General features: G+C 57.2%; 21 protein-coding genes. 13 read left to right on the top strand and 8 right to left on the bottom strand.

Features of this window, described 5'->3' with window-relative positions; genetic code table 11:
• Positions 1-30: 30 nt before the first annotated feature.
• The 5 genes from AC2FI9_RS05235 to AC2FI9_RS05215 form a co-directional block, all read right to left on the bottom strand.
• Positions 31-732: an ABC transporter ATP-binding protein gene (locus AC2FI9_RS05235; RefSeq protein WP_496724825.1), complete on the bottom strand. Its 702-nt coding sequence runs from the start codon at positions 730-732 to the stop codon at positions 31-33.
• Positions 732-1,496, bottom strand: a complete 765-nt coding sequence (locus AC2FI9_RS05230; protein WP_496766285.1) for an ABC transporter ATP-binding protein — start codon at positions 1,494-1,496, stop codon at positions 732-734. Before AC2FI9_RS05230 ends, AC2FI9_RS05235 begins: the two co-directional genes overlap by 1 nt.
• On the bottom strand, positions 1,493-2,779 hold the full coding sequence (locus AC2FI9_RS05225) for a branched-chain amino acid ABC transporter permease (RefSeq protein ID WP_496724829.1): 1,287 nt from the start codon (positions 2,777-2,779) through the stop codon (positions 1,493-1,495). The genes AC2FI9_RS05230 and AC2FI9_RS05225 overlap by 4 nt, the downstream gene beginning before the upstream one ends.
• Positions 2,776-3,732 (bottom strand): branched-chain amino acid ABC transporter permease, encoded by a 957-nt coding sequence (locus tag AC2FI9_RS05220; protein ID WP_496724831.1) that lies wholly within the window; start codon positions 3,730-3,732, stop codon positions 2,776-2,778. Before AC2FI9_RS05220 ends, AC2FI9_RS05225 begins: the two co-directional genes overlap by 4 nt.
• Before the next feature lie 81 nt (positions 3,733-3,813).
• Positions 3,814-5,058 carry a branched-chain amino acid ABC transporter substrate-binding protein gene (locus AC2FI9_RS05215; protein ID WP_496766283.1) on the bottom strand — a complete coding sequence of 415 codons (1,245 nt, stop codon included), beginning with the start codon at positions 5,056-5,058 and terminating at the stop codon, positions 3,814-3,816.
• A 378-nt stretch (positions 5,059-5,436) separates the two neighbouring features.
• On the opposite strand from AC2FI9_RS05215, the gene AC2FI9_RS05210 reads away from it, so the two are divergent.
• From AC2FI9_RS05210 to AC2FI9_RS05160, 11 genes are all read left to right on the top strand, one after another.
• Positions 5,437-6,270 (top strand): FAD binding domain-containing protein, encoded by an 834-nt coding sequence (locus tag AC2FI9_RS05210; RefSeq protein ID WP_496766281.1) that lies wholly within the window; start codon positions 5,437-5,439, stop codon positions 6,268-6,270.
• Positions 6,263-9,013, top strand: coding sequence for a molybdopterin-dependent oxidoreductase (locus tag AC2FI9_RS05205; RefSeq protein WP_496766279.1), 2,751 nt, complete (start codon positions 6,263-6,265; stop codon positions 9,011-9,013). The genes AC2FI9_RS05210 and AC2FI9_RS05205 overlap by 8 nt, the downstream gene beginning before the upstream one ends.
• Positions 9,003-10,496, top strand: a complete 1,494-nt coding sequence (locus tag AC2FI9_RS05200; RefSeq protein ID WP_496766277.1) for a 6-hydroxynicotinate reductase — start codon at positions 9,003-9,005, stop codon at positions 10,494-10,496. The genes AC2FI9_RS05205 and AC2FI9_RS05200 overlap by 11 nt, the downstream gene beginning before the upstream one ends.
• Positions 10,497-10,502: 6 nt before the next feature.
• Positions 10,503-11,366 carry a UPF0280 family protein gene (locus tag AC2FI9_RS05195; RefSeq protein ID WP_496766275.1) on the top strand — a complete coding sequence of 288 codons (864 nt, stop codon included), beginning with the start codon at positions 10,503-10,505 and terminating at the stop codon, positions 11,364-11,366.
• Positions 11,359-11,940 carry an amino acid synthesis family protein gene (locus tag AC2FI9_RS05190; protein WP_113788527.1) on the top strand — a complete coding sequence of 194 codons (582 nt, stop codon included), beginning with the start codon at positions 11,359-11,361 and terminating at the stop codon, positions 11,938-11,940. Before AC2FI9_RS05195 ends, AC2FI9_RS05190 begins: the two co-directional genes overlap by 8 nt.
• Complete coding sequence (locus AC2FI9_RS05185; protein ID WP_113788526.1) at positions 11,937-12,518, top strand: amino acid synthesis family protein; 582 nt, start codon at positions 11,937-11,939, stop codon at positions 12,516-12,518. The genes AC2FI9_RS05190 and AC2FI9_RS05185 overlap by 4 nt, the downstream gene beginning before the upstream one ends.
• 88 nt (positions 12,519-12,606) lie before the next feature.
• Positions 12,607-13,821, top strand: a complete 1,215-nt coding sequence (locus AC2FI9_RS05180) for an ABC transporter substrate-binding protein (RefSeq protein WP_496766272.1) — start codon at positions 12,607-12,609, stop codon at positions 13,819-13,821.
• Between the two features lie 67 nt (positions 13,822-13,888).
• Positions 13,889-15,733, top strand: a complete 1,845-nt coding sequence (locus tag AC2FI9_RS05175) for an ABC transporter permease (protein WP_496766270.1) — start codon at positions 13,889-13,891, stop codon at positions 15,731-15,733.
• A complete protein-coding gene (locus AC2FI9_RS05170; RefSeq protein WP_496766268.1) occupies positions 15,730-16,503 on the top strand; it encodes an ABC transporter ATP-binding protein in 774 nt (257 codons plus the stop codon). Before AC2FI9_RS05175 ends, AC2FI9_RS05170 begins: the two co-directional genes overlap by 4 nt.
• A complete protein-coding gene (locus AC2FI9_RS05165; protein WP_496766266.1) occupies positions 16,496-17,197 on the top strand; it encodes an ABC transporter ATP-binding protein in 702 nt (233 codons plus the stop codon). The genes AC2FI9_RS05170 and AC2FI9_RS05165 overlap by 8 nt, the downstream gene beginning before the upstream one ends.
• Before the next feature lie 72 nt (positions 17,198-17,269).
• Positions 17,270-17,695, top strand: a complete 426-nt coding sequence (locus AC2FI9_RS05160; RefSeq protein WP_108859585.1) for a MarR family winged helix-turn-helix transcriptional regulator — start codon at positions 17,270-17,272, stop codon at positions 17,693-17,695.
• On the opposite strand, the gene AC2FI9_RS05155 is transcribed toward AC2FI9_RS05160, so the two are convergent.
• Positions 17,690-18,802: a CaiB/BaiF CoA transferase family protein gene (locus AC2FI9_RS05155; RefSeq protein ID WP_496766264.1), complete on the bottom strand. Its 1,113-nt coding sequence runs from the start codon at positions 18,800-18,802 to the stop codon at positions 17,690-17,692. The two genes, AC2FI9_RS05160 and AC2FI9_RS05155, sit on opposite strands and share 6 nt — an antisense overlap.
• Positions 18,803-19,070: 268 nt before the next feature.
• Between AC2FI9_RS05155 and fdxA the strand changes: the two genes are divergently transcribed.
• Both fdxA and AC2FI9_RS05145 read left to right on the top strand, forming a co-directional pair.
• On the top strand, positions 19,071-19,400 hold the full coding sequence (fdxA, locus tag AC2FI9_RS05150; RefSeq protein WP_282169614.1) for a ferredoxin FdxA: 330 nt from the start codon (positions 19,071-19,073) through the stop codon (positions 19,398-19,400).
• 9 nt (positions 19,401-19,409) lie between these two features.
• A complete protein-coding gene (locus AC2FI9_RS05145; protein WP_109311145.1) occupies positions 19,410-20,216 on the top strand; it encodes a ferredoxin--NADP reductase in 807 nt (268 codons plus the stop codon).
• Positions 20,217-20,292: 76 nt separating this feature from the next.
• On the opposite strand, the gene AC2FI9_RS05140 is transcribed toward AC2FI9_RS05145, so the two are convergent.
• Together AC2FI9_RS05140 and AC2FI9_RS05135 are read right to left on the bottom strand one after the other, a co-directional pair.
• Positions 20,293-21,063, bottom strand: coding sequence for a crotonase/enoyl-CoA hydratase family protein (locus tag AC2FI9_RS05140; RefSeq protein ID WP_496766260.1), 771 nt, complete (start codon positions 21,061-21,063; stop codon positions 20,293-20,295).
• A gap of 9 nt (positions 21,064-21,072) precedes the next feature.
• The gene (locus tag AC2FI9_RS05135; protein ID WP_496766258.1) at positions 21,073-21,834 is read right to left on the bottom strand and encodes an SDR family NAD(P)-dependent oxidoreductase; all 762 of its coding nucleotides are present in this window, start codon (positions 21,832-21,834) and stop codon (positions 21,073-21,075) included.
• Positions 21,835-21,851: the final 17 nt, after the last annotated feature.

The raw sequence follows: 21,851 nt of genomic DNA, 5'->3' as shown, positions 1-21,851 counted from the left end.
TACTATGGGCAAGGTGCCTGTGGCACTGCCTCAGACCTCCAGCCATTCCTTCCGGATTTCGTCATTTTCGCGCAATGCCTGCGGGGTGCCTTCGTAAACCATGTGCCCGTGACCCATGACGTAAACCCGGTTGGTCACACGCAAAGCGATAGTCAGCTTTTGCTCGACCAACAGGATCGAGACGCCACGCTCGGCAATCTGCAGCAGCAGATCCCCCACTTGCTCAACAATCTTCGGGGCCAGACCTTCGGTCGGTTCGTCGATCATGATGAAATCGGGATTGCCCATCAAAGCGCGACAGATGGTCAGCATTTGCTTTTCGCCGCCCGACATGACCGAGGCATCCACATCCGCACGGTTGCGCAAGTTGGGAAACATCTCAAACATGTCCTCGATACACCAGCGGCCATCGCCGTCCTTTTGGCCCGGCTTCAGCCCCAGTATCAGATTTTGGCGCGTTGTGAGACCGGGAAAGATATCCCGGTTTTCGGGCACGTAGCCAATCCCGGCCTTGGCAATCTCAAAGCTCTTGCGGCCAGCGATCTCCTGGCCACGGAACTTGATCGACCCATGCGGCGCGACCTCGCCCATGATCGCCTTGCAGGTAGTTGACCGCCCAACCCCGTTGCGCCCCAGCAGCGAGACGATTTCGCCCTCGCCCACTTCAAGGTTCACCCCCTGAAGAATGTGACTTTTTCCGTAATATGCGTGCAAGTCGGTGACCTGAAGCATTACACCGCCTCCTCTTCCAAACTTGCGCCCAGATAGGCTTCTTTCACTTTCACCGATGCGCGCACGACGTCCGGCGTGTCGGATTCGATCACTTCGCCATAAACAAGGACCGAGATCTTGTCGGCCAAATCGAAGATCACGCCCATGTCGTGCTCGACGATCAATAGTGTCTTATCCTCGGTCACGTTGCGTATCAGATCGACGATCAGGTCAGTTTCTGAATGGCTCATCCCGGCGCAGGGTTCGTCCAGCAGAATGATATCGGCCCCACCAGCGATCGTGATCCCAATCTCAAGCGCGCGCTGCTCGGCATAAGCCAGCGTGCCTGCCAGTTCATTCCGGCGCGAGGTCAGATTGATCTGTGCCAGAATTCCCTCAGCCTTTTCAGTCACATCCTGCTGCCGACCAATCAGGTGCCAAAACGAATAGCGATACCCCATTGTCCACAACAACCCGCAACGAATGTTTTCGAACACGGTCATGTTGGGGAAAATGTTGGTGATCTGGAAAGATCGGCTGAGGCCACGGCGGTTGATCTCGAAGGGCTTCAATCCGGTGACATCTTCGCCGTGCAGAAACACCCCACCCGAGGTCGGCGCGAACCGCCCGGTGATCAGGTTGAACAGGGTCGATTTCCCGGCCCCGTTTGGCCCAATAACCGCGTGGCGTTCACCCCTGGCGATCTGCAGGTTCACACCCTGAATGATCTTGGCCAGACCAAAGCTTTTTTCGAGGTTTTTCAGCTCAATAGCAGGAGCGCTCATGCCCGATCCTCCGCATGGTTGGCATTGTCCCAGGCTTCACGGATTTCTGGCAAAACGCGGGACACAAGGAATAGCGAGATCGCGGCGATGATTACTGCGAACGCTACGGCCTGATAGCCACCACTGTCAAAGGCAATGCCATAGAGGTGCATCTCGTGATCGCCACCGTATCCGTGGCGCTTGTGGAAAAGGATTTCCAAAATGGCGGCCAGGGACAAGACACTCGTGATCGCAGGGATTGCCACCTTGAGATACGGCTTGATCAGCAAATTCAGTTTACCCAGGGCAAGTGGGCGTCGATGCATCGCGATCAACCCGGCAAATCCCGAAGGGAAGAACATCACACAGGCCACGAATAATATGCCCAGATACAGCGCCCACAATTCGGTATGCAGGCCAAGAACCGTTTGAAGCAGGGTGAACACGACCGCCCCGATGATCGGCCCGACAAAGAAGCCTGCACCACCAATGAAGGTGATCAGCAGGATTGAGCCTGACGTTGCAAGGTTCAGGTTTTCCTCGGTCAAAATCTCAAAGTTGATCGCGAACAACGACCCGGCAACACCGGCAAAAAAACCCGAAGCACAGAAGGAAATCCAGCGAACGTTGCGCTGAGAATACCCCAAAAACTCGGCGCGTTCTTCGTTGTCGCGCACTGCGTTGGCGATCCGCCCGATCGGCGTGCGCGAGAACAGATACATCAGCAGCGCTGCCACCAAAAGCCACACGACCGTAAGGTAATAAACCTCTTGCTGTGTAAGGAATTCATAACCGAACACTGGCGGACCCATGGTCCGGTCGCCCGAGATGCCTTCTTCGCCGCCAAAGAACACGACGATGATGACGGAACAGGCGGCGATCAGCTCTCCGACACCAAGCGAGATCATGGCGAATACAGTGCCTGCCCGGCGGGTCGAAAAACTACCGATCAGGAAGGCGAAGACCATGCCGAACAAACCCCCGACAATCGGCAGAAACGGCAATGGCAACCACAGCCCGTCCTCGACCATGTTCATCACGTGCATGGCGAAGAACCCGCCAAGACCCATATAGACCGCATGACCAAAGGACAGCATGCCGCCCTGCCCCAGCAACATGTTGTAGCTCAGCGCGAAGACGATGGTGATTGCCATCTGGTTCATGATCGTCAGCGCCGAACTGGACTGGAACACAAACGGCAGGCACAACAGGAACAAAGCGGCAAAAGCCCAGGGCATCACGTTCGATAGCGATATCAGCCGCGTAGTGCCCGCAGTTAAAGGCGTCTTACTAGCGATACTCATGATTCACGGTTCCCCATAAGACCTTGCGGGCGCAGAACAAGAACGATGATCATCAACAAGTACGGTAAGATCGGACCAAGCTGAGGCAGCGTCAGTGTCCACAGATCCTGCAGTGGATGATCCCAGATCATCTCCGGCTTGGTAAAGCCGATCGCGGTCAGCACCTGCTCGGCCGTGACGTCATAGGCAGTGGCAAAGGTCTGAAGCCAGCCGATAATCAGGGATGCAACCAAGGCGCCCCAAAGCGAGCCCAAACCGCCGATCACAATGGTCACGAAAACGATTGAACCAAGCTGTACCGCCATGCCAGGGAATACGCCCAAAACCGGACCAGCGATGACGCCGGCCAGCCCGGCCATCGCGGTTCCTACGCCAAACACGCACATAAAGACCAACGGTACGTTATGACCCAGGTTCTGGACGGTTTCGGGATAGCTGAGCGCGGCCTGAATGGTCATGCCTATACGGGTCTTGGTCAGAATGTATAGCAGCGTCAGGAATATCCCCATCGCAACGGCGATCATGAAAACCTTGTAGGCAGGAAAGGCATTTCCAGCGATGGCGAAAGCTGCAAAATCCAGCGCGGCAGGTTCCGAGAAGGGAAGCTGGCTCTTGCCCCAGAAGAATTGAATCGTTTCTTCAATCAGCAGCGCAAGACCAAAGGTAAAGATAAGCTCCGGCACATGCCCGTACTTGTGAACTCGTCTTAACCCGTATCGCTCGATCAGAGCTCCGATCAATCCGACAATCAATGGCGCGACAAGCAAGCCGACCCAGAACCCGGTGACGAGGCTGATCTGATAGGCGAAATAAGCACCCAGCATGTAAAAACTGGCATGAGCAAAGTTCAGAACGCCCATCATGGAAAAGATCAGTGTCAGACCGCTGCATAGCATGAACAGCAACAAACCAGTCACAAATCCATCCAACACGTTCACGAGGAACAGCGCCATTACGTGTCTCCCTGCATTTTATTGAGTGGTAGCCTAGCGGCCCGCCCGGATTTCGGACGGACCACCAGAGTGGTTAGAGGGTTATGGGCGCTTCATCTCGCACGTGGTGGACGAGTCATTGGACGCCAGTTCGACAACAGTTTCTGCGACCATACCACGGCCAGAATTGTCATAGTCGAACGCAGCCTCGGGTGTCTGCCCTTGCACCGTCACTGTCTGGATCGTCTGGTGATCGCTTTCACGCATCAAGGTCTTGCCAGTGACAATACTGTCGTATTCCATACCTTCCAGCGCGTAGGCGATCGCCTTGATATCCGTGGCGTTGCCTACTTCGTTGATCGCGGCCGCCAGCATCGGTGCAACATTCGCCATCTGAGGCTGACCGAAGTCCAGATCCGGGAAGCTTACATAGAAGGCTTCGATGAACTCTTGCGCTTCTGGTGTTGGGGCGGGGTTTACCTGACCTGCGCCAACCAGCTTGACGATTCCGTCGCCTTCTTCACCAAAGGCCGCGGTGATGCCCGATGTCGCGCCATAGTAGGTGTAGATCGGCTTGTCGAAACCGGCACCCATGACCGCCTTGCCCAGGCCGACCATATCGCCACCCCAGTTACCGGTGATCACGGCATCTGCGCCCGAACCAACAATCTTGCGCGCGTAGGGCGTGAAGTCTTTGACTTTGCCGATCGGGTGCAACTCGTTCCCGACAATCTCAATATCGGGGCGCTTTTCCTGAAGGAACCGCTGAGCGGCCGCAGCAACAGCCTTACCGAACGAATAGTCCTGACCGATCACATAGACTTTTTTGATATCCGGGGTGGCCGCAATGTCATCGGTCAACGCGTCCATTTTGATGTCAGCATTGGCGTCAAAGCGGAAATGCCAGAACTGGCACTTGTCATTGGTCAACGCCGGGTCAACGGCCGAGTGGTTGAGGAAGATGACCGGATCATCAGGGTTGCGACGATTGTGCTTGGCAACCGCTTCGGTCAGCGCGTTCGCCACACCGGATGATGCGCCCTGAGCGATGATGCGAATGCCCTGATCCATGGCAACCTGCAACTGGATGAGCGATTCCTTTGCGCTGATCTTATTGTCGAAAGGCACCATCTCGAATTCGGCATTCCCATCCAACAGCCCGCCAGGTTCGTTCACCAGCTCTTTGACGCTGTGGCGATAGATCGCCAGGCCTTGTGTGCCCGTCGTCGCAAATGGCCCGGATAGCGGATCAATGAAAGCGATTCGTACTTTTTCCTGTGCCGCAGCGGCCCCTGCAACAAGACCAGCAGCAAGTGCGGTCGCCATCATCAAATTGAACTTGTTCATTTCTTCCTCCCTATTGACACCAGGCGGTAGGTTTCAGCCCGTTGTAAGATCCACACGTGGGTGAGTGATCGATCACTATATTCATGACTGTTTGTTAGTGTGTCAACGAATTACTGACCGAATTTGGAACTTCTGGACATTCGTGAAACAAAATCGGCATTGCGCCGTCACATCGCCCAATTTCATCTCGCCTAGAGTGACTGCTCCTCAATTAGCTTTGAAAATAAGGGGAATGCTCAATCGACTGAATAACCGTGATCCAATCTTCTACCCGCGCTCATGATAAACAGAACTGGCCCAAACAAATCGTTGACATTTTTTTTGTTCGCGTAATATCATTTGTGTACTAACGAGAAATTTCTCATCAGGATAGACACTTTGCGGTATCTCTCTCCCAACACGCTCGATGATGCATTTGACTTGCTGACCAGCAATGATCTGACGGTTGTCGCTGGCGGCACTGACTTTTTCCCATCCCGGCAGCGTCATGAGCTGCAAACCGACATATTGGACGTCACACGCATCAATGGTCTTTCGGGCATCCAACTTGTGGATGACCGTTGGAGAATCGGAGCCACAACAAGCTGGACAGACATTGCCCGGGCCAATCTGCCCGTCGCATTTAGGGGCCTGCAAATGGCAGCGCGGGAAGTCGGTAGCCTGCAGATCCAGAACAGCGCCACGATTGCAGGGAACCTGTGCAATGCCTCGCCTGCCGCTGACGGCGTGCCACCGCTGCTGACGCTGGAGGCCAGCGTTGAACTTGGCTCGGCCCGTGGCTTTCGCGAGGTTCCGCTGTCAGAGTTCATCACTGGCGTGCGCAAAACGGCGCTGTCCGACGATGAGATTGTGACCGCGATCTACCTGCCCGATCCGCCCAAAGGGACTGTTGGACATTTCGAAAAACTCGGCGCGCGGCGATACCTTGTGATCTCGATCACGATGACTTCTGTCATCATCGGCCTAGATAAAAACCACCGGATCAACTATGCGCGCATCGCCGCGGGGGCTGCGTCAGCCGTGGCACAAAGGCTGGTACAGCTCGAAACCGATTTGATCGGGAAATCCCCTGAAACGGTTGAAGTTTCATCAGAGCATTTGGCACCGCTCAGCCCCATTGATGACGTCCGTGGAGACGCCGCATTCCGACTGGACGCGGTGGCAGAACAATGTGTCCGGGCAATCGCAGAAGCGGGACAACACCATGGATAAACGCGCTGATGAATTCACGACCGAATTCACCTTGAACGGCCACCCTGTCAGCGCGGTGCCGCGCGTGGGTGAACGCCTGTCGGAAATGCTGCGCGAGCGGCTGTCAGCACGCGACGTCAAGATCGGATGCAACGCCGGCGACTGCGGTGCTTGCACTGTACTGGTCGATGGTGATCCGGTCTGCGCCTGTCTGGTTCCGGCGCAACAGGCTGCCGGGCGGTCCGTGGAAACGGTGTCCGGGCTGACGCAGGATGATCAGATTGCCAAACGTTTGGCAGACAGCTTTCAGAACCACGGCGCGGCGCAGTGCGGAATCTGCACACCCGGCATGATGACCTCCGCCGTCGCTTTGCTGCGCGAGACACCTGAGCCAAACAATGAACAGGTCCAGGATGCCCTTGGTGGCGTTTTGTGCCGCTGTACCGGGTATCGCAAGATTATCGATGCCGTTGTTGCCGCTGGTGCGCCTACTTTGCCAGAAGCAACACTGGGACATGCGGGCGACGCTATCTGGCGCGTGGATGGGCACAACAAGGTCACAGGCACAGAGCTTTTTGGCGATGATGTTGCCCCGGCAGGTACGTTGGAAATCCATGTCATCCGTTCCCCTCACCACCGCGCCGGGTTTACGCTTGGCGATCTGGACGCTTGGGCCAACGAGACCCCTGGGATCGAAGCAGTCCTGACTGCGGCCGACATTCCCGGGCGCAACAACTTTGGCGTTATTCCCGACTTTGCCGACCAGCCTGTCTTTGCGGAAACCGAGGCTCGGTTCCGTGGTGAGGCTGTCGCCGCCATCATTGGCCTGCCCGAGGTTCTGGCAACATTCGACCCAGCAGATTTTCCGGTAACGTGGGAAGAACGCCCCGCGGCGCTGGACTCCCTTGACGCCATGACGCCCCAAGCCGCGCAGCTGCACCCAGATCGCGACGGCAACGTTATGTGTGCCGGTTTCGTGAAATGCGGAACACCAGAAACCGCGTTGGATAACGCAGATGTTGTGGTCGAAGGCCATTTCCGCTCGGGCTTTGTCGAACATGGGTATATCGAGCCTGAAGCCGGGTTCGCCGAGATCGTGAACGGGCGGGTCGAAGTCCATGCCTGCACGCAAGCCCCGGTGATGGATCTGGACGCGCTGGAGATCATTCTGGGGATGCCGCGCGATCAGATCCGTATTGCCCCGACCGGGGTCGGCGGCGGGTTCGGTTCAAAACTCGATATCTCGGTGCAGCCTTATCTGGCACTTGCCGCGCTTAAAACCGGTAAGCCGGTGCGACTGACCTATTCCCGAACCGAGTCGATGCAGTCCACCACCAAACGCCACCCTTCCGACCTGCAGGTCAAGATCGGGGCAACCAAAGACGGTCGTATCAGTGGGATGACTTTTGACGGGCTGTTCAACACAGGCGCCTATGCCAGCTGGGGTCCGACCGTAGCCAACCGGGTGCCCGTGCATGCCTCAGGCCCCTACAAAATCACAGACTACCGCGCCGAAGCCAAAGGCATCCATACGCATTGCCCGCCATCGGGCGCATTCCGCGGCTTTGGGGTTCCGCAATCGGCTATCGCACAGGAATGCCTGTTCGACGAGTTGGCGGACAAGCTGGGCATCGACGCGCTTGATTTCCGCATCAACAATGCGCTGGAAAACGGTGTACCCACCGTTTGTGGACAGATCTTCGATCAGGGCGTCGGCATTCGCGCCTGCCTCGAAGCGCTGCGTCCCGCGTGGGCCGAAGAAAATACAGCAGTTCAGGCATTCAATGCACAAAACAATACCTTGAAGCGCGGCGTTGGACTGGCGGCAGGCTGGTACGGGTGCGGCAACACTTCGTTGCCCAACCCGTCGACGATCAAATCGGGCATCCGGTCTGATGGCAGTTTGGTCCTGCACCAAGGGGCGATGGATATCGGCCAAGGGGCAAACACCGTGATCACGCAGATCTTTGCCACAGCGCTTGGTGTCCCGGTTGCGCAGATCGAAATCATCGGGGCCGATACGGATGTCACGCCGGATGCCGGCAAAACCTCGGCCTCGCGTCAGACCTATGTCTCTGGCAGCGCTTCACGTCTGTCGGGTGAATCGATGCGGGCGCAGATTTTGTCCCGCGTGAACGCCGGGCCTGACGCCATGATCACCCTGAGCGCAGGTTTGATTGTGGTGGACGACAACGGGCAACATCACTCTATCGACCTGACTGTGCTGGAGCCTGACGCAGAAGGCTACGTCCTGCGCGCCGAAGAAACCTATGACCCGCCCACAAAACCGTTGGACGAAAACGGTCAGGGGATACCTTATGCTCAGTTTGGTTATGCTGCGCATCTGGCGGTTGTCGAGGTGGACACAAAGCTGGGCACGGTGAAACCGATCAAATTCGTGGCCGCCCATGACGTTGGCAAGGCGATCAACCCGATGCTGGTCGAAGGTCAGGTACAGGGCGGTATCGCGCAGGGTCTGGGCATGGCACTGATGGAAGAATACCTGCCCGGCCGCACCGAGAACCTGCATGACTATCTGGTCCCGACCATTGGTGACATCCCTCCGATCGAAACGCTGATCATCGAGGAAGAGGATGCCCACGGCCCCTATGGTGCCAAAGGCCTGGGCGAGCACGTGCTGATCCCGACAGCCCCGGCCCTATTCAACGCAATCAAGCGCGCGTGCGGCGTTCGGCTGACTCACGGTCCCGCCACACCAGCAAAAATGCGCGCAGCAATCAAGGAATTGACAGATGCCAACTGAGCGCACAATAACGGAAAAAATCCGCTGCGACGCCTGCCCGGTGATGTGCTATATCGCAGATGGCAAAATCGGGGCCTGTGACCGCTATGCCAACCATGGCGGCGATCTTGTCCGACTGGATGCGCTGACCATCATCGAAAGTGCAGAAGACACTCGTCTGGTCCCGTTCCTGAAGGATGGTAAGGGCCCCGAAGATTGGGACGGCGACATCGTGCAGGGAAAACGGCCCTTTGTGACGGCCGTCGGCGCGGGCACGACCTATCCCGACTACAAACCCGCGCCCTTCATCGTCAGCCAGAACGTGGCGGGCGTGGATATGGTCACCGTGGTGACCGAGGGGATATTCTCGTATTGCGGCGTCAAGGTGAAGATCGACACCGACCGTCATATCGGCCACGAACGCGATGTTGTCCGCGTAAATGGAGAGCCGGTCGGGCACGTAATGACCTCAGAATACGGATCCAAGATGTTGTCGCTGGGCGGCGTAGAGCACCTGACTGGCGGCACCAAAAAAGAGGGCCGGATCACCTGCGATGCCCTGCTTCGGCTGTGCAATCGTGAAGCCGTCGAGATGGTGATCGGTGATGAAGGACATGAGACCACGGTTGTTGTTCAGGCCGGCAAAGCGCCCATCATCAACGGGGTCGAGGAAAAACTGATGCGGGTGGGCTGCGGCTCGGCCACAATCGGGATGTTCGCCAAGCAGTGGATTGAACATGTGGATGACGTGGTGGTGGTCGACGACCACATTACCGGCGTTCTGTCCGAGCATCAGGCAGGCAAACTGCTGGACGTCGAACCCACGGGGATCAAAATCAATGGCCGTCGTTCTACTCCGGGTCGCTATTTTCAGGTCGCAGAGCCCGGCACCGGCTGGGGCGGTACGGATATCGAGGATCCGCTGAAAATTCTGGGCGATTTCAATCCGAAATTCGCGCGTGAAGGTATGAGCCTGTTGATGGTATCCACCACTGGTGAGCAATATGGCTATTTTGAACTGGATGCCGAGCTGAAACCTCAGCCCGTCGAGATTCCCCCGGCGCTGAAGGCGTCTGCTGAGCTGATTGCCGAAAACTGCGAACCTTCGGTCTGCTCGGTTCTGTTCATGGGCGGCGCAGGCGGCAGCCTGCGGGCGGGTGTCACGGAAAACCCGGTTCGTCTCACGAAATCGGTCAAGGACTCGCTTACCTTTGTATCCTGCGGCGGGGCCGAAGCTTACGTTTGGCCTGGCGGCGGCATCACCGTGATGGTGGACATTCTGGATATGCCCACAGGATCGTTCGGATATGTTCCGACCCCGGCACTGGTCGCCCCCATCGAGTTCACAATGCGTGTCAGCGACTATGGCACGCTGGGGGGGCACATGGATGAGATCAAGCCAGTTGCAGATGTCATCTCGGACGAAACCCGCAAGGTAGATCAGTTCGAAAACCAGCCCGACCCTATGTCTTCGAACAACTACCGCTGGGCGAAAGGAGCATAAGGTCAGATGCAACCCATCTCTGCCATATTGCCGTGTGGCCGCAGATTGCATCTGCAACACGGCCCGATCGACCTGATCGTCGAGGCAGATGGGGCGCGCGATATCGCATTTGAAGCTGCCCAGTTACGGTTCCAATCCTTGCTGCAAAGCTTAGTGGATGAACTGGCTTTGTTGAAAACGCCCATGACGGCTGAATGCGCCCGCCCTCAAGGACGGGTAGCGCGCCGTATGGATGACGCTGCCCGCCCTCATACCAACGTGTTTGTTACACGCATGGCCGCAGTTGCCGGAGCCGTTGCAGACGAAGTACTGGCGGCCATGCTACAGGCCACGCCCCTGGATCGCGCGTCGGTCAACAATGGCGGAGACATCGCCGTGCATCTGTGCTCGAGTCAGGACTATAGCATCGCCATGAGTGGGCTTGACGGGTGCGACCTGGGCCGCATTGCTATCCGTGCAAGCGACAAAATTGGTGGCATTGCCACGTCGGGTCGCGGCGGACGTAGTCTGAGCCTTGGCATCGCCGACAGCGTTACAGTGCTGGCCAGCAACGCAGCAATGGCCGATGTGGCAGCGACTCTGATCGCCAACGCGGTTGATCTGCCCGGGCATCCGGCCATCCGGCGCCTTCCGGCCAATCAACTGCGCGATGACAGCGATTTGGGCGACCTGCCGGTTCCGGTTTCTGTCGGTCAACTCTCTGCCCAAGATATTCAAGATGCCCTGTCACACGGCCTGAATACTGCCGAGACCATGCTTGGACGCGGTTTGATCTCTGCCGCCCATCTGTCTCTTGGCTCTCACTCCTGCCAGACGGGCGCGTCCCGATTGGTGATCTCAACCACTCAGAAGGTTCCACAATATGCCTGACGTTCAACTGCGAAAAAAGCTGTTTTCGCTTGAAGAAATCTATCACGAAGGCGGACCACTGTCCGACACGCCGCTGGTGCGGGTCGCTGCGATGGCCGTGATCGCCAACCCCTTCGCAGGACGCTACGAACCCGAAATTCAGGGCTTTATGGAAGACCTCAAACCTTTAGGTTTGGAAATGGCGCAAACACTGATCGACATGTTGGGCGGTCCGGAAAACGTCCAAGGGTACGGCAAAGGGTCCTTGGTTGGCGAAGGCGGCGAGCTGGAACACGGCGCGCTGTGGCATGCCCCCGGTGGTTACGCGATGCGGCAGTTGCTGGGTACAGCCAACGCGATTGTGCCTTCATCGAAAAAAGTTGGCGGCGTGGGTGCGCGGCTGGATGTGCCGATCACGCATATCAACGCCTCATATGTGCGCAGCCATTTCGACAGCATGGAGGTGGGTTGCAATGACGCCCCGCGCGCAGGCGAGCTGGCTTTCTCGCTGGTCATGACAACTGGGCCGCGGGTGCATTCGCGCTCGGGCGGGCTTGAGGCCTGGGACATCAAAGGAGAGGACGGCCTAAGATGACAAAGATCCGCAAAATCGCAGTCAACGTTGAAGAAACCCATATAGAGGCAGGGCGCCCGATCTCGCCCGCCACACGCAAGGCGGTGGCTGTGGCCGTGATCGAAAACCCCTTTGCCGGGCAATATGTCGAGGATCTGACACCGCTGATGGAAACTGGTGCTGAGTTGGGCGCTTTGCTGGGCCGCCGCTGCGTCGAGGCCCTTAACATCACGCCGGAACAGGCTGAAAGCTACGGAAAATCTGCGATGGTCGGTGAGAATGGCGAGCTGGAACATGCCGCCGCCATCCTGCACCCCAAGTTGGGCGCGCCACTGCGCAAAGAGGTCGAAAAGGGCGCTGCCTTGGTGCCTTCTTCGAAGAAGATGGGCAGCCCTGGGCAGGTACTGGACGTACCGCTTGGTCACAAGGACGCGGCCTATGTGCGCAGCCATTTTGACGGCATCGAAGTGCAGTTGAACGACGCGCCCCGCGCGAATGAGATCATGGTGGCAGTTGCGGTCACCGACAGCGGACGACCGCTGCCGCGTGTAGGCGGACTGACGAATGAGGAGGCAGAAGGCAAAGACGGGCTGCGCTGAATGTAGCAGCTGCGCTCTTTAGGGCTGACAACACATTAAGAAGCCGGGATAACTGGCCGTGAACAATGATCATTGGGAGGAATTTGAAATGAATCTGATCAGACGCACGGTACTGGGCGCGCTTGCGGCGCTGCCCTTCACCGGTTTGACGGCTGGGGTCAGCCTGGCCCAGGACACCATCGTTTTGGGTGAGGTGAACAGCTATACCCGTCTGCCCGCCTTTACCGAGCCCTACAAGAAAGGTTGGCAACTGGCGGTCGAACAGATCAACGCCGCAGGCGGGATCGACGGCAAGCAACTGGAAGTGATCAGCCGGGATGATACCGGTGATCCAGCCACCGCAATCCGGATCGCCGAGGAACTGGTCTCAAAAGACGGTGCAGTTCTGATCTTTGGCACCTTCCTGTCCAATATCGGTCTGGCCGTTTCCGATTTTGCCAAGCAGAAAGAAGTCCTGTTCATCGCTTCCGAGCCTCTGTCCGACGCGATTGTCTGGTCCAAAGGTAACAAATACACCTATCGCCTGCGCCCCTCGACCCACATGCAAGCCGCGATGCTGGCCGAACAGGCCGCCAAGTTGGATGCTGTGAAATGGGCGACTGTCGCGCCGAACTACGCCTATGGTCAGGATGCGGTGAAGGCCTTCAAATCCGAACTGACCAAATTGCGCCCCGATGTGGAATTTGTCGAAGAACAATGGCCACCGCTGTTCAAGATCGACGCAGGTTCCACCGTTCGCGCGCTTGAGGCCTCAAAACCGGATGCGATTTACAACGTGACCTTCGGCGGCGATCTGGCCAAATTTGTTCGCGAAGGTTCGCTGCGGTTCCTGTTCGAGGATCGCGACGTGGCATCATTGCTGACCGGAGAACCGGAATACCTCGACCCGCTGGGGGCTGAGGCTCCTGAGGGTTGGATCGTCACCGGATACCCCTCGACCGACATCGCAACGGACGAGCATAAGGCATTTGCTGAAGCCTATATCGAAAAGTTCGGCGAAGCGCCCAAAACCGGATCTATCGTTGGATATAACTCGATCCTCGCCATCGCCGCAGCACTAGAAAAGGCCGATTCCACAGACACTGACGCCTTGCTAGCCGCGATGGAGGGCCTGACCGTCGACAGCAGCCCAACCGGCCCCTTCACCTTCCGCGCGGCTGACCATCAGTCCACGATGGGCGCCTATGTCGGCATGACTGGGACAGTCGACGGCAAACCATCGATGGTCGACTGGTCCTATGCCGACGGGGCAGATTATTTGCCCAGCGAAGACGACGCAGCAGCCTTGCGTCCAGCGGAATAAGCCGACGTTGGCGGGGCAATAGCTGCCCCGCCCCACAAAAAGAACACGAACAAGGGACGGTGGCCCGATGGGGTTCTATTTTGCACAGCTATTGACTGGATTGGCGAACGCTTCCTCGCTTTTCCTGATCGCATCCGGGCTTTCGATCATCTTCGGCGTCACGCGGATCGTGAACTTTGCGCATGGCTCGTTCTACATGGTCGGCGCTTATCTCGCTTACACACTGGTCACACTCTGGAGTGGCAGCATCCTTGGATTTTGGGTCGGCGTAATTTTGGCGGCAATAATCGTCGGGGTGATCGGCCTGATCATCGAACTCACTATCCTGCGCCGCATTTACCACGCGCCCGAGTTGTTCCAACTGGTCGCAACGTTTGGCGTCGTTTTGATCTTTCAGGATGGCACGCTGGCGATCTGGGGGGCAGAGGACCTGCTGGGTCCGCGCGCACCGGGGTTGGATAGTGCGGTGCGCATCATGGGAGAACCAATTCCCGAATATGACCTCGCCCTGATTGCTATCGGGCCGGTCGTCCTGTTGGCCATCTGGCTGCTGTTTCACAAAACGCGATGGGGTGTTCTGGTGCGTGCTGCAACCCAAGACCGCGAGTTGGTCGGGGCGTTAGGCGTCAACCAAGTCTGGTTGTTTTCAGCGGCCTTCGTTCTGGGGTCATTCCTGGCTGGATTGGGCGGCGCGCTGCAAATCCCGCGCGAGGCAGTATCTCTGCAGATGGACCTGTCGATCATTGGTGAGGCCTTCGTTGTGGTTGTCATCGGTGGTATGGGCAGCGTGTCCGGCGCGTTTGTGGCGGCGGTTCTGATCTCGGTCCTGAACGCATTTGCCATCCTGATCTTCCCGCAGATCTCGATCGTCTTACCCTTCATTATCATGGCGATTGTCCTGATCTTCCGCCCGCATGGTCTGTTTGGCAAACCGGGCAGCGAAAAAGGAGCACCCGAGGAGCCGGACCAACCACTTGCGCTGATGGATCAGAAATCAGCAATGGTGCTGATGGCTGCGCTGTTGGTTTTGGCCCTTAGCCCCTTGTTCACTGCAGATTTCACCTCGGTCCTGATGGTCGATGTGATGGTCGCGACGCTATTTGCCGTATCGCTTCATTTCATGATGGGCGTCGGCGGCATGGTCAGTTTCGGACATGCCGCCTATTTCGGCGTTGGTGCCTATGGTGCCGCGATGGTGGTCAAATTCCTTGGGCTCGGCATGGTCTCGGCAATGCTTTTCGGCCCGGTTTGCGCGGCTATTGCAGCGCTGTTCTTCGGCTGGTTCTGTGTTCGGCTGTCTGGCGTTTACCTTGCCATGTTGACCTTGGCCGCAGCCCAGATCCTATGGGGTGTCACGTTCCAATGGCAGGAATTTACAGGCGGGGATGATGGCATCCTTGGTGTATGGCCTGCGAAATGGGCCAGCTCTGACAAGGTTTATTTTTACATCGCCTTCGTCCTTTGTATTGGCGGAATATGGGCGCTGCGTCGTGTGGCCTTCTCTCCGTTCGGCTATATCCTGCGCGGCATACGCGACAGCCAAACCCGGGCTGAATCGATTGGCATCGATACCCGGTTTCATCAATGGATGGGATTTGTGCTGGCGGGTGGCTTTGCCGGTTTGGCCGGGGTCGTCTTTGCATTCTCCAAGGGCAGCGTCTTTCCTGACAGCCTCGGCATCGCGCTGAGCATCGACGGTCTGATCATGGTTCTTCTGGGTGGCATTCACGCACTGGCGGGTCCGATCCTGGGGGCCGGTGCCTTTGTACTGATCGAAGATTGGGTCACGCGGTTAGACTATTGGCGTTTCATCTTCGGGGCCATCATTCTAATCGTTGTCCTAGTGGCACCTGACGGAATTGCGGGCGGTGTCCAGCGCCTGCTGCGCGGCCTGAAAGGAGGCCGCGCATGACCAACGTTCTCGAAGTCCGCAACCTGTCTAAATCCTTTGGCGGCGTGCAGGCCGTGAAGGGTGTGAATTTCGATCTGAAGGAAGGGGAATTCCTTGCCTTGATCGGTCCCAACGGCGCGGGCAAAACCACATGTTTCAACATGCTGAATGGCTACCTGAAACCGGATGCAGGCTCGGTATCCTTGCGCGGTCAGGCCCTGATCGGCCATCCGCCGCGCAAGATTTGGCGTATGGGCGTTGGTCGAACGTTCCAGATTACGGCAACCTTCCTGTCGATGACCGTTGTGGAAAACGTCCAGATGGCGCTGATCTCGCATCACCGCCGGGTGTTCGACCTGTTTTCCCGCGCGACGCGGATGTATGTGGATGAGGCAATGGCGTTGCTGGAACTTGTTTCGATGCAGGATCAAGCCGGGCGGGCATGTTCGGAACTGGCGTATGGCGATCTGAAAAGGCTGGAACTGGCGATTGCCTTGGCGCATGAACCCGCCCTTCTGCTGATGGACGAACCGACGGCGGGCATGGCACCGTCCGAACGGCTAGCCCTGATGGCGTTGACCGCGGAAATCGTGGCTAAAGGCGGCGTAAGCGTGGTGTTCACCGAACATGACATGGACGTCGTTTTTGCCCATGCTCATCGTATTCTGGTGCTGAACCGGGGTGAGTTGATCGCCGAAGGCACAGGGCCTGAAATCCGCACCAACCCATTGGTCCAAGAGGTATATCTGGGCGGTGGCTCAGTCTTTGAAGCGGAGAGCGCCCATGCTTGATGTCAAAAACCTTGGGGCCTGGTACGGCCGTGCGCAAATCCTCAACGGTGTTTCGCTGAACGTCGGCGAGAACGAGGTGGTTGCGCTGATGGGCCGGAATGGTGCCGGCAAATCGACCACCATGAAGTCCATCATGGGATTGGTGCGGCACATAAATGGCACCATCCGCTATGCCGAACGCGAGATTCAGGGGAATACCCCTCATGCAATCTGTCGCCTTGGCATGGGTTATGTCCCCGAAGACCGTCGGATTTTCGGGGATCTGACCATCGAAGAAAACCTTGAAGTCGGACGCCGCGAACCACGTCCAGATGCACCCGAATGGACACAGGAACACTTGTTCGAGCTGTTTCCAAATCTGGCTGAACGTCGCAAGAACCTGGGCAAACAGCTTTCGGGTGGGGAACAACAGATGCTGACCATTGCCCGCACGTTGATGGGCAATCCCAAGCTGGTCCTGTTGGATGAGCCATCAGAAGGGATTGCCCCGGTCATTGTTGAACAGATGGCCCGCGTGATTGCGGAACTGAAACGAGAGGGGCTGTCGGTGCTGATCAGTGAACAGAACCTGCACTTTGCGCGTATCGTGTCGGACCGGGCTTATATCATCGAAAAAGGCGAAATGCGGTTCGAAGGCAGCTTTACTGACCTCGACGAAAACCCAGAAATTTCAAATACCTATCTTGCCGTATAATACCTTGGTCTTGTGGGAAGGACATGGCTTTGATTATTATAGTACGAACAATTGAATCAGGCAGGAGCCGTCATGACGGAATCGATTGAAAGCTATGCGCTTGACGAGCAGGTCGGCTATCTTTTGCGGCTGGCGAACCAGCGCCACGCGTCGATTTTCCAGTCACACACATTGGACGGCCTGACGCCAACGCAGTTTGCTGCGCTGATCCGTATTGCAGATTTGGGCAAGTGCTCTCAAAACCGGTTGGGGCGGCTGGCGGCAATGGATGTTGCGACAATCAAAGGGGTCGTTGATCGCCTGCGTCAAAAGGGATTTGCGGTTGTCGAACCCGATCCGGACGACAAGCGACGCACACTGATTTCGCTATCCCCCGAAGGCGAGGCCATGGTCGCGCGGATGAAAGATGTCGGTCAACAGATCACCAACGAAACGCTCAAGCCGCTGACGGCCGCTGAACAGCGCAACCTTATCCGTATTCTGCGAAAAATCTCATGATTTGACGGGCCGTTTGGCAGACGCCTTGTCCAACTGCAATTCAGACCGGGAAAACTGGATCGGAGTGCGCAAACCGGGCACGCCCTCCGGGTTGATCTGCATCTGGCGATGCTGAATCTGCGGGTCGCTTAGTGCCTCGTGCACTGAATTGATCGGGCCACCGGGCACGCCATGTTGTTCAAGGGCCGCCAACAGATCAGCCTTGGTCCATTTCAGACAGGAACTCGTCAGCAATTCAGTCAACGCAGCGCGATTTTCCACACGGTCCGCATTGGACATGAATCGGGTATCGTCGATCAACCCCGACAGGCCCAGTATTTCGCACAGGCTTGCATATTGCCGGTCGTTTCCACAGGCGATGATGATGTGCCCATCCGCCACCGGAAACACTTGATAAGGCACGATATTGGGATGGGCGTTACCCAGTCGCGTTGGGCACACACCCGAGGCCAGATAATTCATCGCCTGATTGGCCAGAACGCCCGTCATGCAATCCAGCAGGCTCAGATCCACGTGTTGTCCCTGCCCCGAACGCTCTCGTTCAGCAAGTGCAGCCTGAATGCCGATTACCCCGTAGAGGCCTGTGAAGATATCTGCAAAGGCGACGCCGATCTTTTGCGGCTCTCCCTCCGGGTCGCCTGTCAGGTCCATGATCCCGCTCATACCCTGGATAAGAAAATCATACCCCGCCCGATGGGCATAGGGTCCATCCTGACCGAACCCAGTGACGGATGCGTAAACAAGTCCGGGGTTGATCTGTTTGACGCTATCATAATCCAGGCCATATTTTTTTAACCCGCCAACCTTAAAGTTTTCAATCAGCACATCCGCATCGCGGATCAGGTCCAACAGCTTCGCCCGATCACCCGCATCCCGGAAATCCAATGCGATACTGTCCTTGCCCCGATTGGCCGCGTGGAAATAGGCGGCTGTCTTATCGCCATCGCGCTCGATAAACGGAGGGCCCCATTTTCGCGTATCATCCCCCTCGGGGCTTTCGATCTTCAGCACATCTGCCCCCAGATCAGCCAGTGTCTGCCCAATCCAGGGTCCGGCCAGAATGCGGGCCAGCTCGATCACTTTCAATCCGTGCAAGGGGGTGCTCATGGGTTGAACCTTTCAAAACTCTGCTGCGATCGGCCAACTTGTGTCCGGGATCGAATCCTGCATCTCCCCAACAGCATAAGTCCGATGTTTCGACAACCCGCTTGTCAGTCATGCCACCCTGCCGAAGCGTAGTATTTTCGTTAGTACACTAATTTTTTTCACATTTGGGTCAAGAGTCCGACTCAGGAAAATTTTATTCGTACAGAAACGTATTGACAGGCACGCGCTTCTCACAATACTCATTTGTATACTAACGATTAGGCGCTCCATGACTTACGTCGTCACCGAAAACTGCATCAACTGCAAATTCACCGATTGCGTGGAGGTTTGCCCAGTGGATTGTTTCTACGAAGGGGAAAATACACTGGTCATCCATCCGGACGAATGCATCGACTGCGGCGTGTGTGAACCGGAATGCCCCGCCGACGCAATCCGCCCGGACACCGAGGATGGGATGGAAAAGTGGGTCCAACTAAACGGCAAATACGCAGAGGCTTGGCCCGTCATCACCGAAAAGAAAGACCCGATGCCTGCAGCGGACGACTGGAACGGCAAAGAAGGCAAGCTTGCGCTCTTGTCGGATGCCCCGGCAGAATAGGAGACTAATATGTCGCTGGATTCTACGACCAAAACTGAATTCCCCATTCCGGCGGGCGTGTTCGCCCAAACCGTTACCGAAGTGAAGCATTACACCGACCGGCTGTTCAAATTCCGCATCACCCGCCCGGCTTCCTTCCGGTTTCGGTCAGGTGAGTTTGTGATGATTGGCCTGCCGAACGCGGAAAAACCTGTGTACCGCGCCTATTCCATCGCATCACCCAGTTGGGACGAAGAGATCGAGTTCTATTCCATCAAAGTCCCCGACGGCCCGCTGACCGAACACCTGCAGAAAATTCGCGAAAGTGATACGGTTTTGATGCGCAAAAAGCCCACAGGCACGCTGGTCAATGACGCGCTGTTGCCAGGCAAACGGCTTTGGATGTTTTCGACCGGAACCGGCATTGCGCCCTTTGCATCGCTGATCCGCGACCCCGAAACCTATGAGAAGTTCGACGAAGTAATCCTGACCCATACCTGTCGGGAAAAAGGCGAGCTGGACTATGGCAAAGAATTGGTTGCGGCGCTCAAATCCGATCCGTTGGTGGGCGAGATGGCGCAGAATTTGCGGCACTATTGCACCCTCACGCGTGAGGACTATCCGTTCAAAGGTCGGATCACCGACCTTATGGCATCGGGCAAAGTATTCGATGATTTGGACCTGCCGCCAATCTCACCTGAAACAGATCGCGGAATGATCTGCGGCTCGATGGCGATGCTGCAGGATACCAAGGCCGCGCTGGAAGGGTTCGGTCTGGAAGAGGGCGCGAACAACAAACCTGCAACTTTTGTGGTCGAACGCGCTTTTGTCGATTGACCAACCGGGGCTCTGCCCCGCCCTACACCGGGATCTGGTGAAACGCTCTCACACCAGATCCCGCGTGTCTCGGGACTTACTGATTGTCCCGCTTTCCTGTCTTGTTCAGAAACGCCTCCATCCCGGCCCGCGCTTCGGGTGAGGATTGGGCAATCGCCGCAGCCAGGCTTTCGGTAAAGAAGCCATCACTGGCCGACATGTCATTGATGCGCGTGATCGCCTGCATCATCATGTAGTTTGACAGCGGTGCGTTCTCGATCACGCGCCGGGCCAGCTCCATCGCTTTGTCGAACACGGTTCCGTCCGGCTCAACATAATGTGCCAGCCCCAGTTGCAAACCTTCGTCCGAGCCATAGCGGCGGCCGGTCAGCATCATCTCCATCATCCGGCTGGCCCCAATAATCCGGCCAACACGTACCGTTGCGCCGCCGCCGACAAAGATCGCGCGGCGTCCTTCGGGCAGCTCATAGAACGTATCCTGCTGCGAGACCCGAATATGGGCGGTCATAGCCAGCTCCATCCCACCGCCCAGAACACCACCGTTCATTGCGGCGACGACCGGAACCCGTCCGTATTCGATTTTGTCGAAAATCCGGTGCCACAGGCGGCATTCATGCATCGCCCCTGCGGCGTCGCGCATCGAATGTTCCAACAGGTCCAGCCCGGCACAGAAGTGCTGACCGGAACTGCGGATCACAACTGCGCCGATCTCATCGGGAAGGGTGTCAAAATAATGCTCGATCTCGAACAGCAGCCCGTGATTGATCGCATTGAACTTGGCAGGTCGGTCCAGCGTCAGGATACCAACCGGGCCGTCTGTCTCTGGGGTGATATGTGTATATTCCATTGCAAAGCCTTACTTGGGTTCCAGACGGATCGCGCCGTCCAGACGCACGCATTCACCGTTCAGCATGGTGTTTTCGATCATGTGCCCTGCCAAGCGCGCAAATTCAGCCGGCTGCCCAAGGCGCGACGGAAAGGGAACCTTGGCACCCAGACTGTCCTGAATCTCTTGCGGCAGCAAATCCATCATCGGGGTCGAGAAGATACCCGGTGCAATCGCCATGACCCGAACGCCCGAGCGCGCAAACTCCCGCGCCGCAGGCAAGGTCAGACTGGCCACCCCACCTTTCGAGGCAGAATAAGCCGCCTGCCCGATCTGCCCCTCAAAGGCCGCCGCCGACGCGGTGTTGATGATAATCCCCCGCTCGTTATCCTCAAGCGGTTCATTTTGCATGATCCGCTCAGCCGCCAGGCGCATGACATTAAAGGTGCCAATCAGGTTGATCTGAACCGTTCTGGCGAACCCGTCCAGCGCCGCCGGGCCGTTGCGCCCTACGATCCGCTCGCCATGCGTTACGCCGGCGCAATTGACGACAACACGGGGCAAACCATTGGCGGCAGTTGCCGTGTCCAGCGCCGCAGCAACCTGGGCCTCTTTGGTGACGTCGCAAGGCGCGGCAATTGCCCCCATCTGCTTTGCGGCCTCGTCCAGTTTGTCGCCGGGCAAGTCGAACAGGGCCACTTTCGCCCCGCATGATGCAAGATATTCGGCCGTCGCGAACCCCAACCCCGAAGCACCGCCAGTCACGATTGCGGATGCGTTTTCGATTCTCATTCCATGTCTCCCTGTGT

It is taken from the genome of Ruegeria sp. CDSA246, from assembly GCF_059611225.1.
Note: the sequence above shows the minus strand (reverse complement) of the source record. Positions and strands in the feature narration are given on the sequence as shown.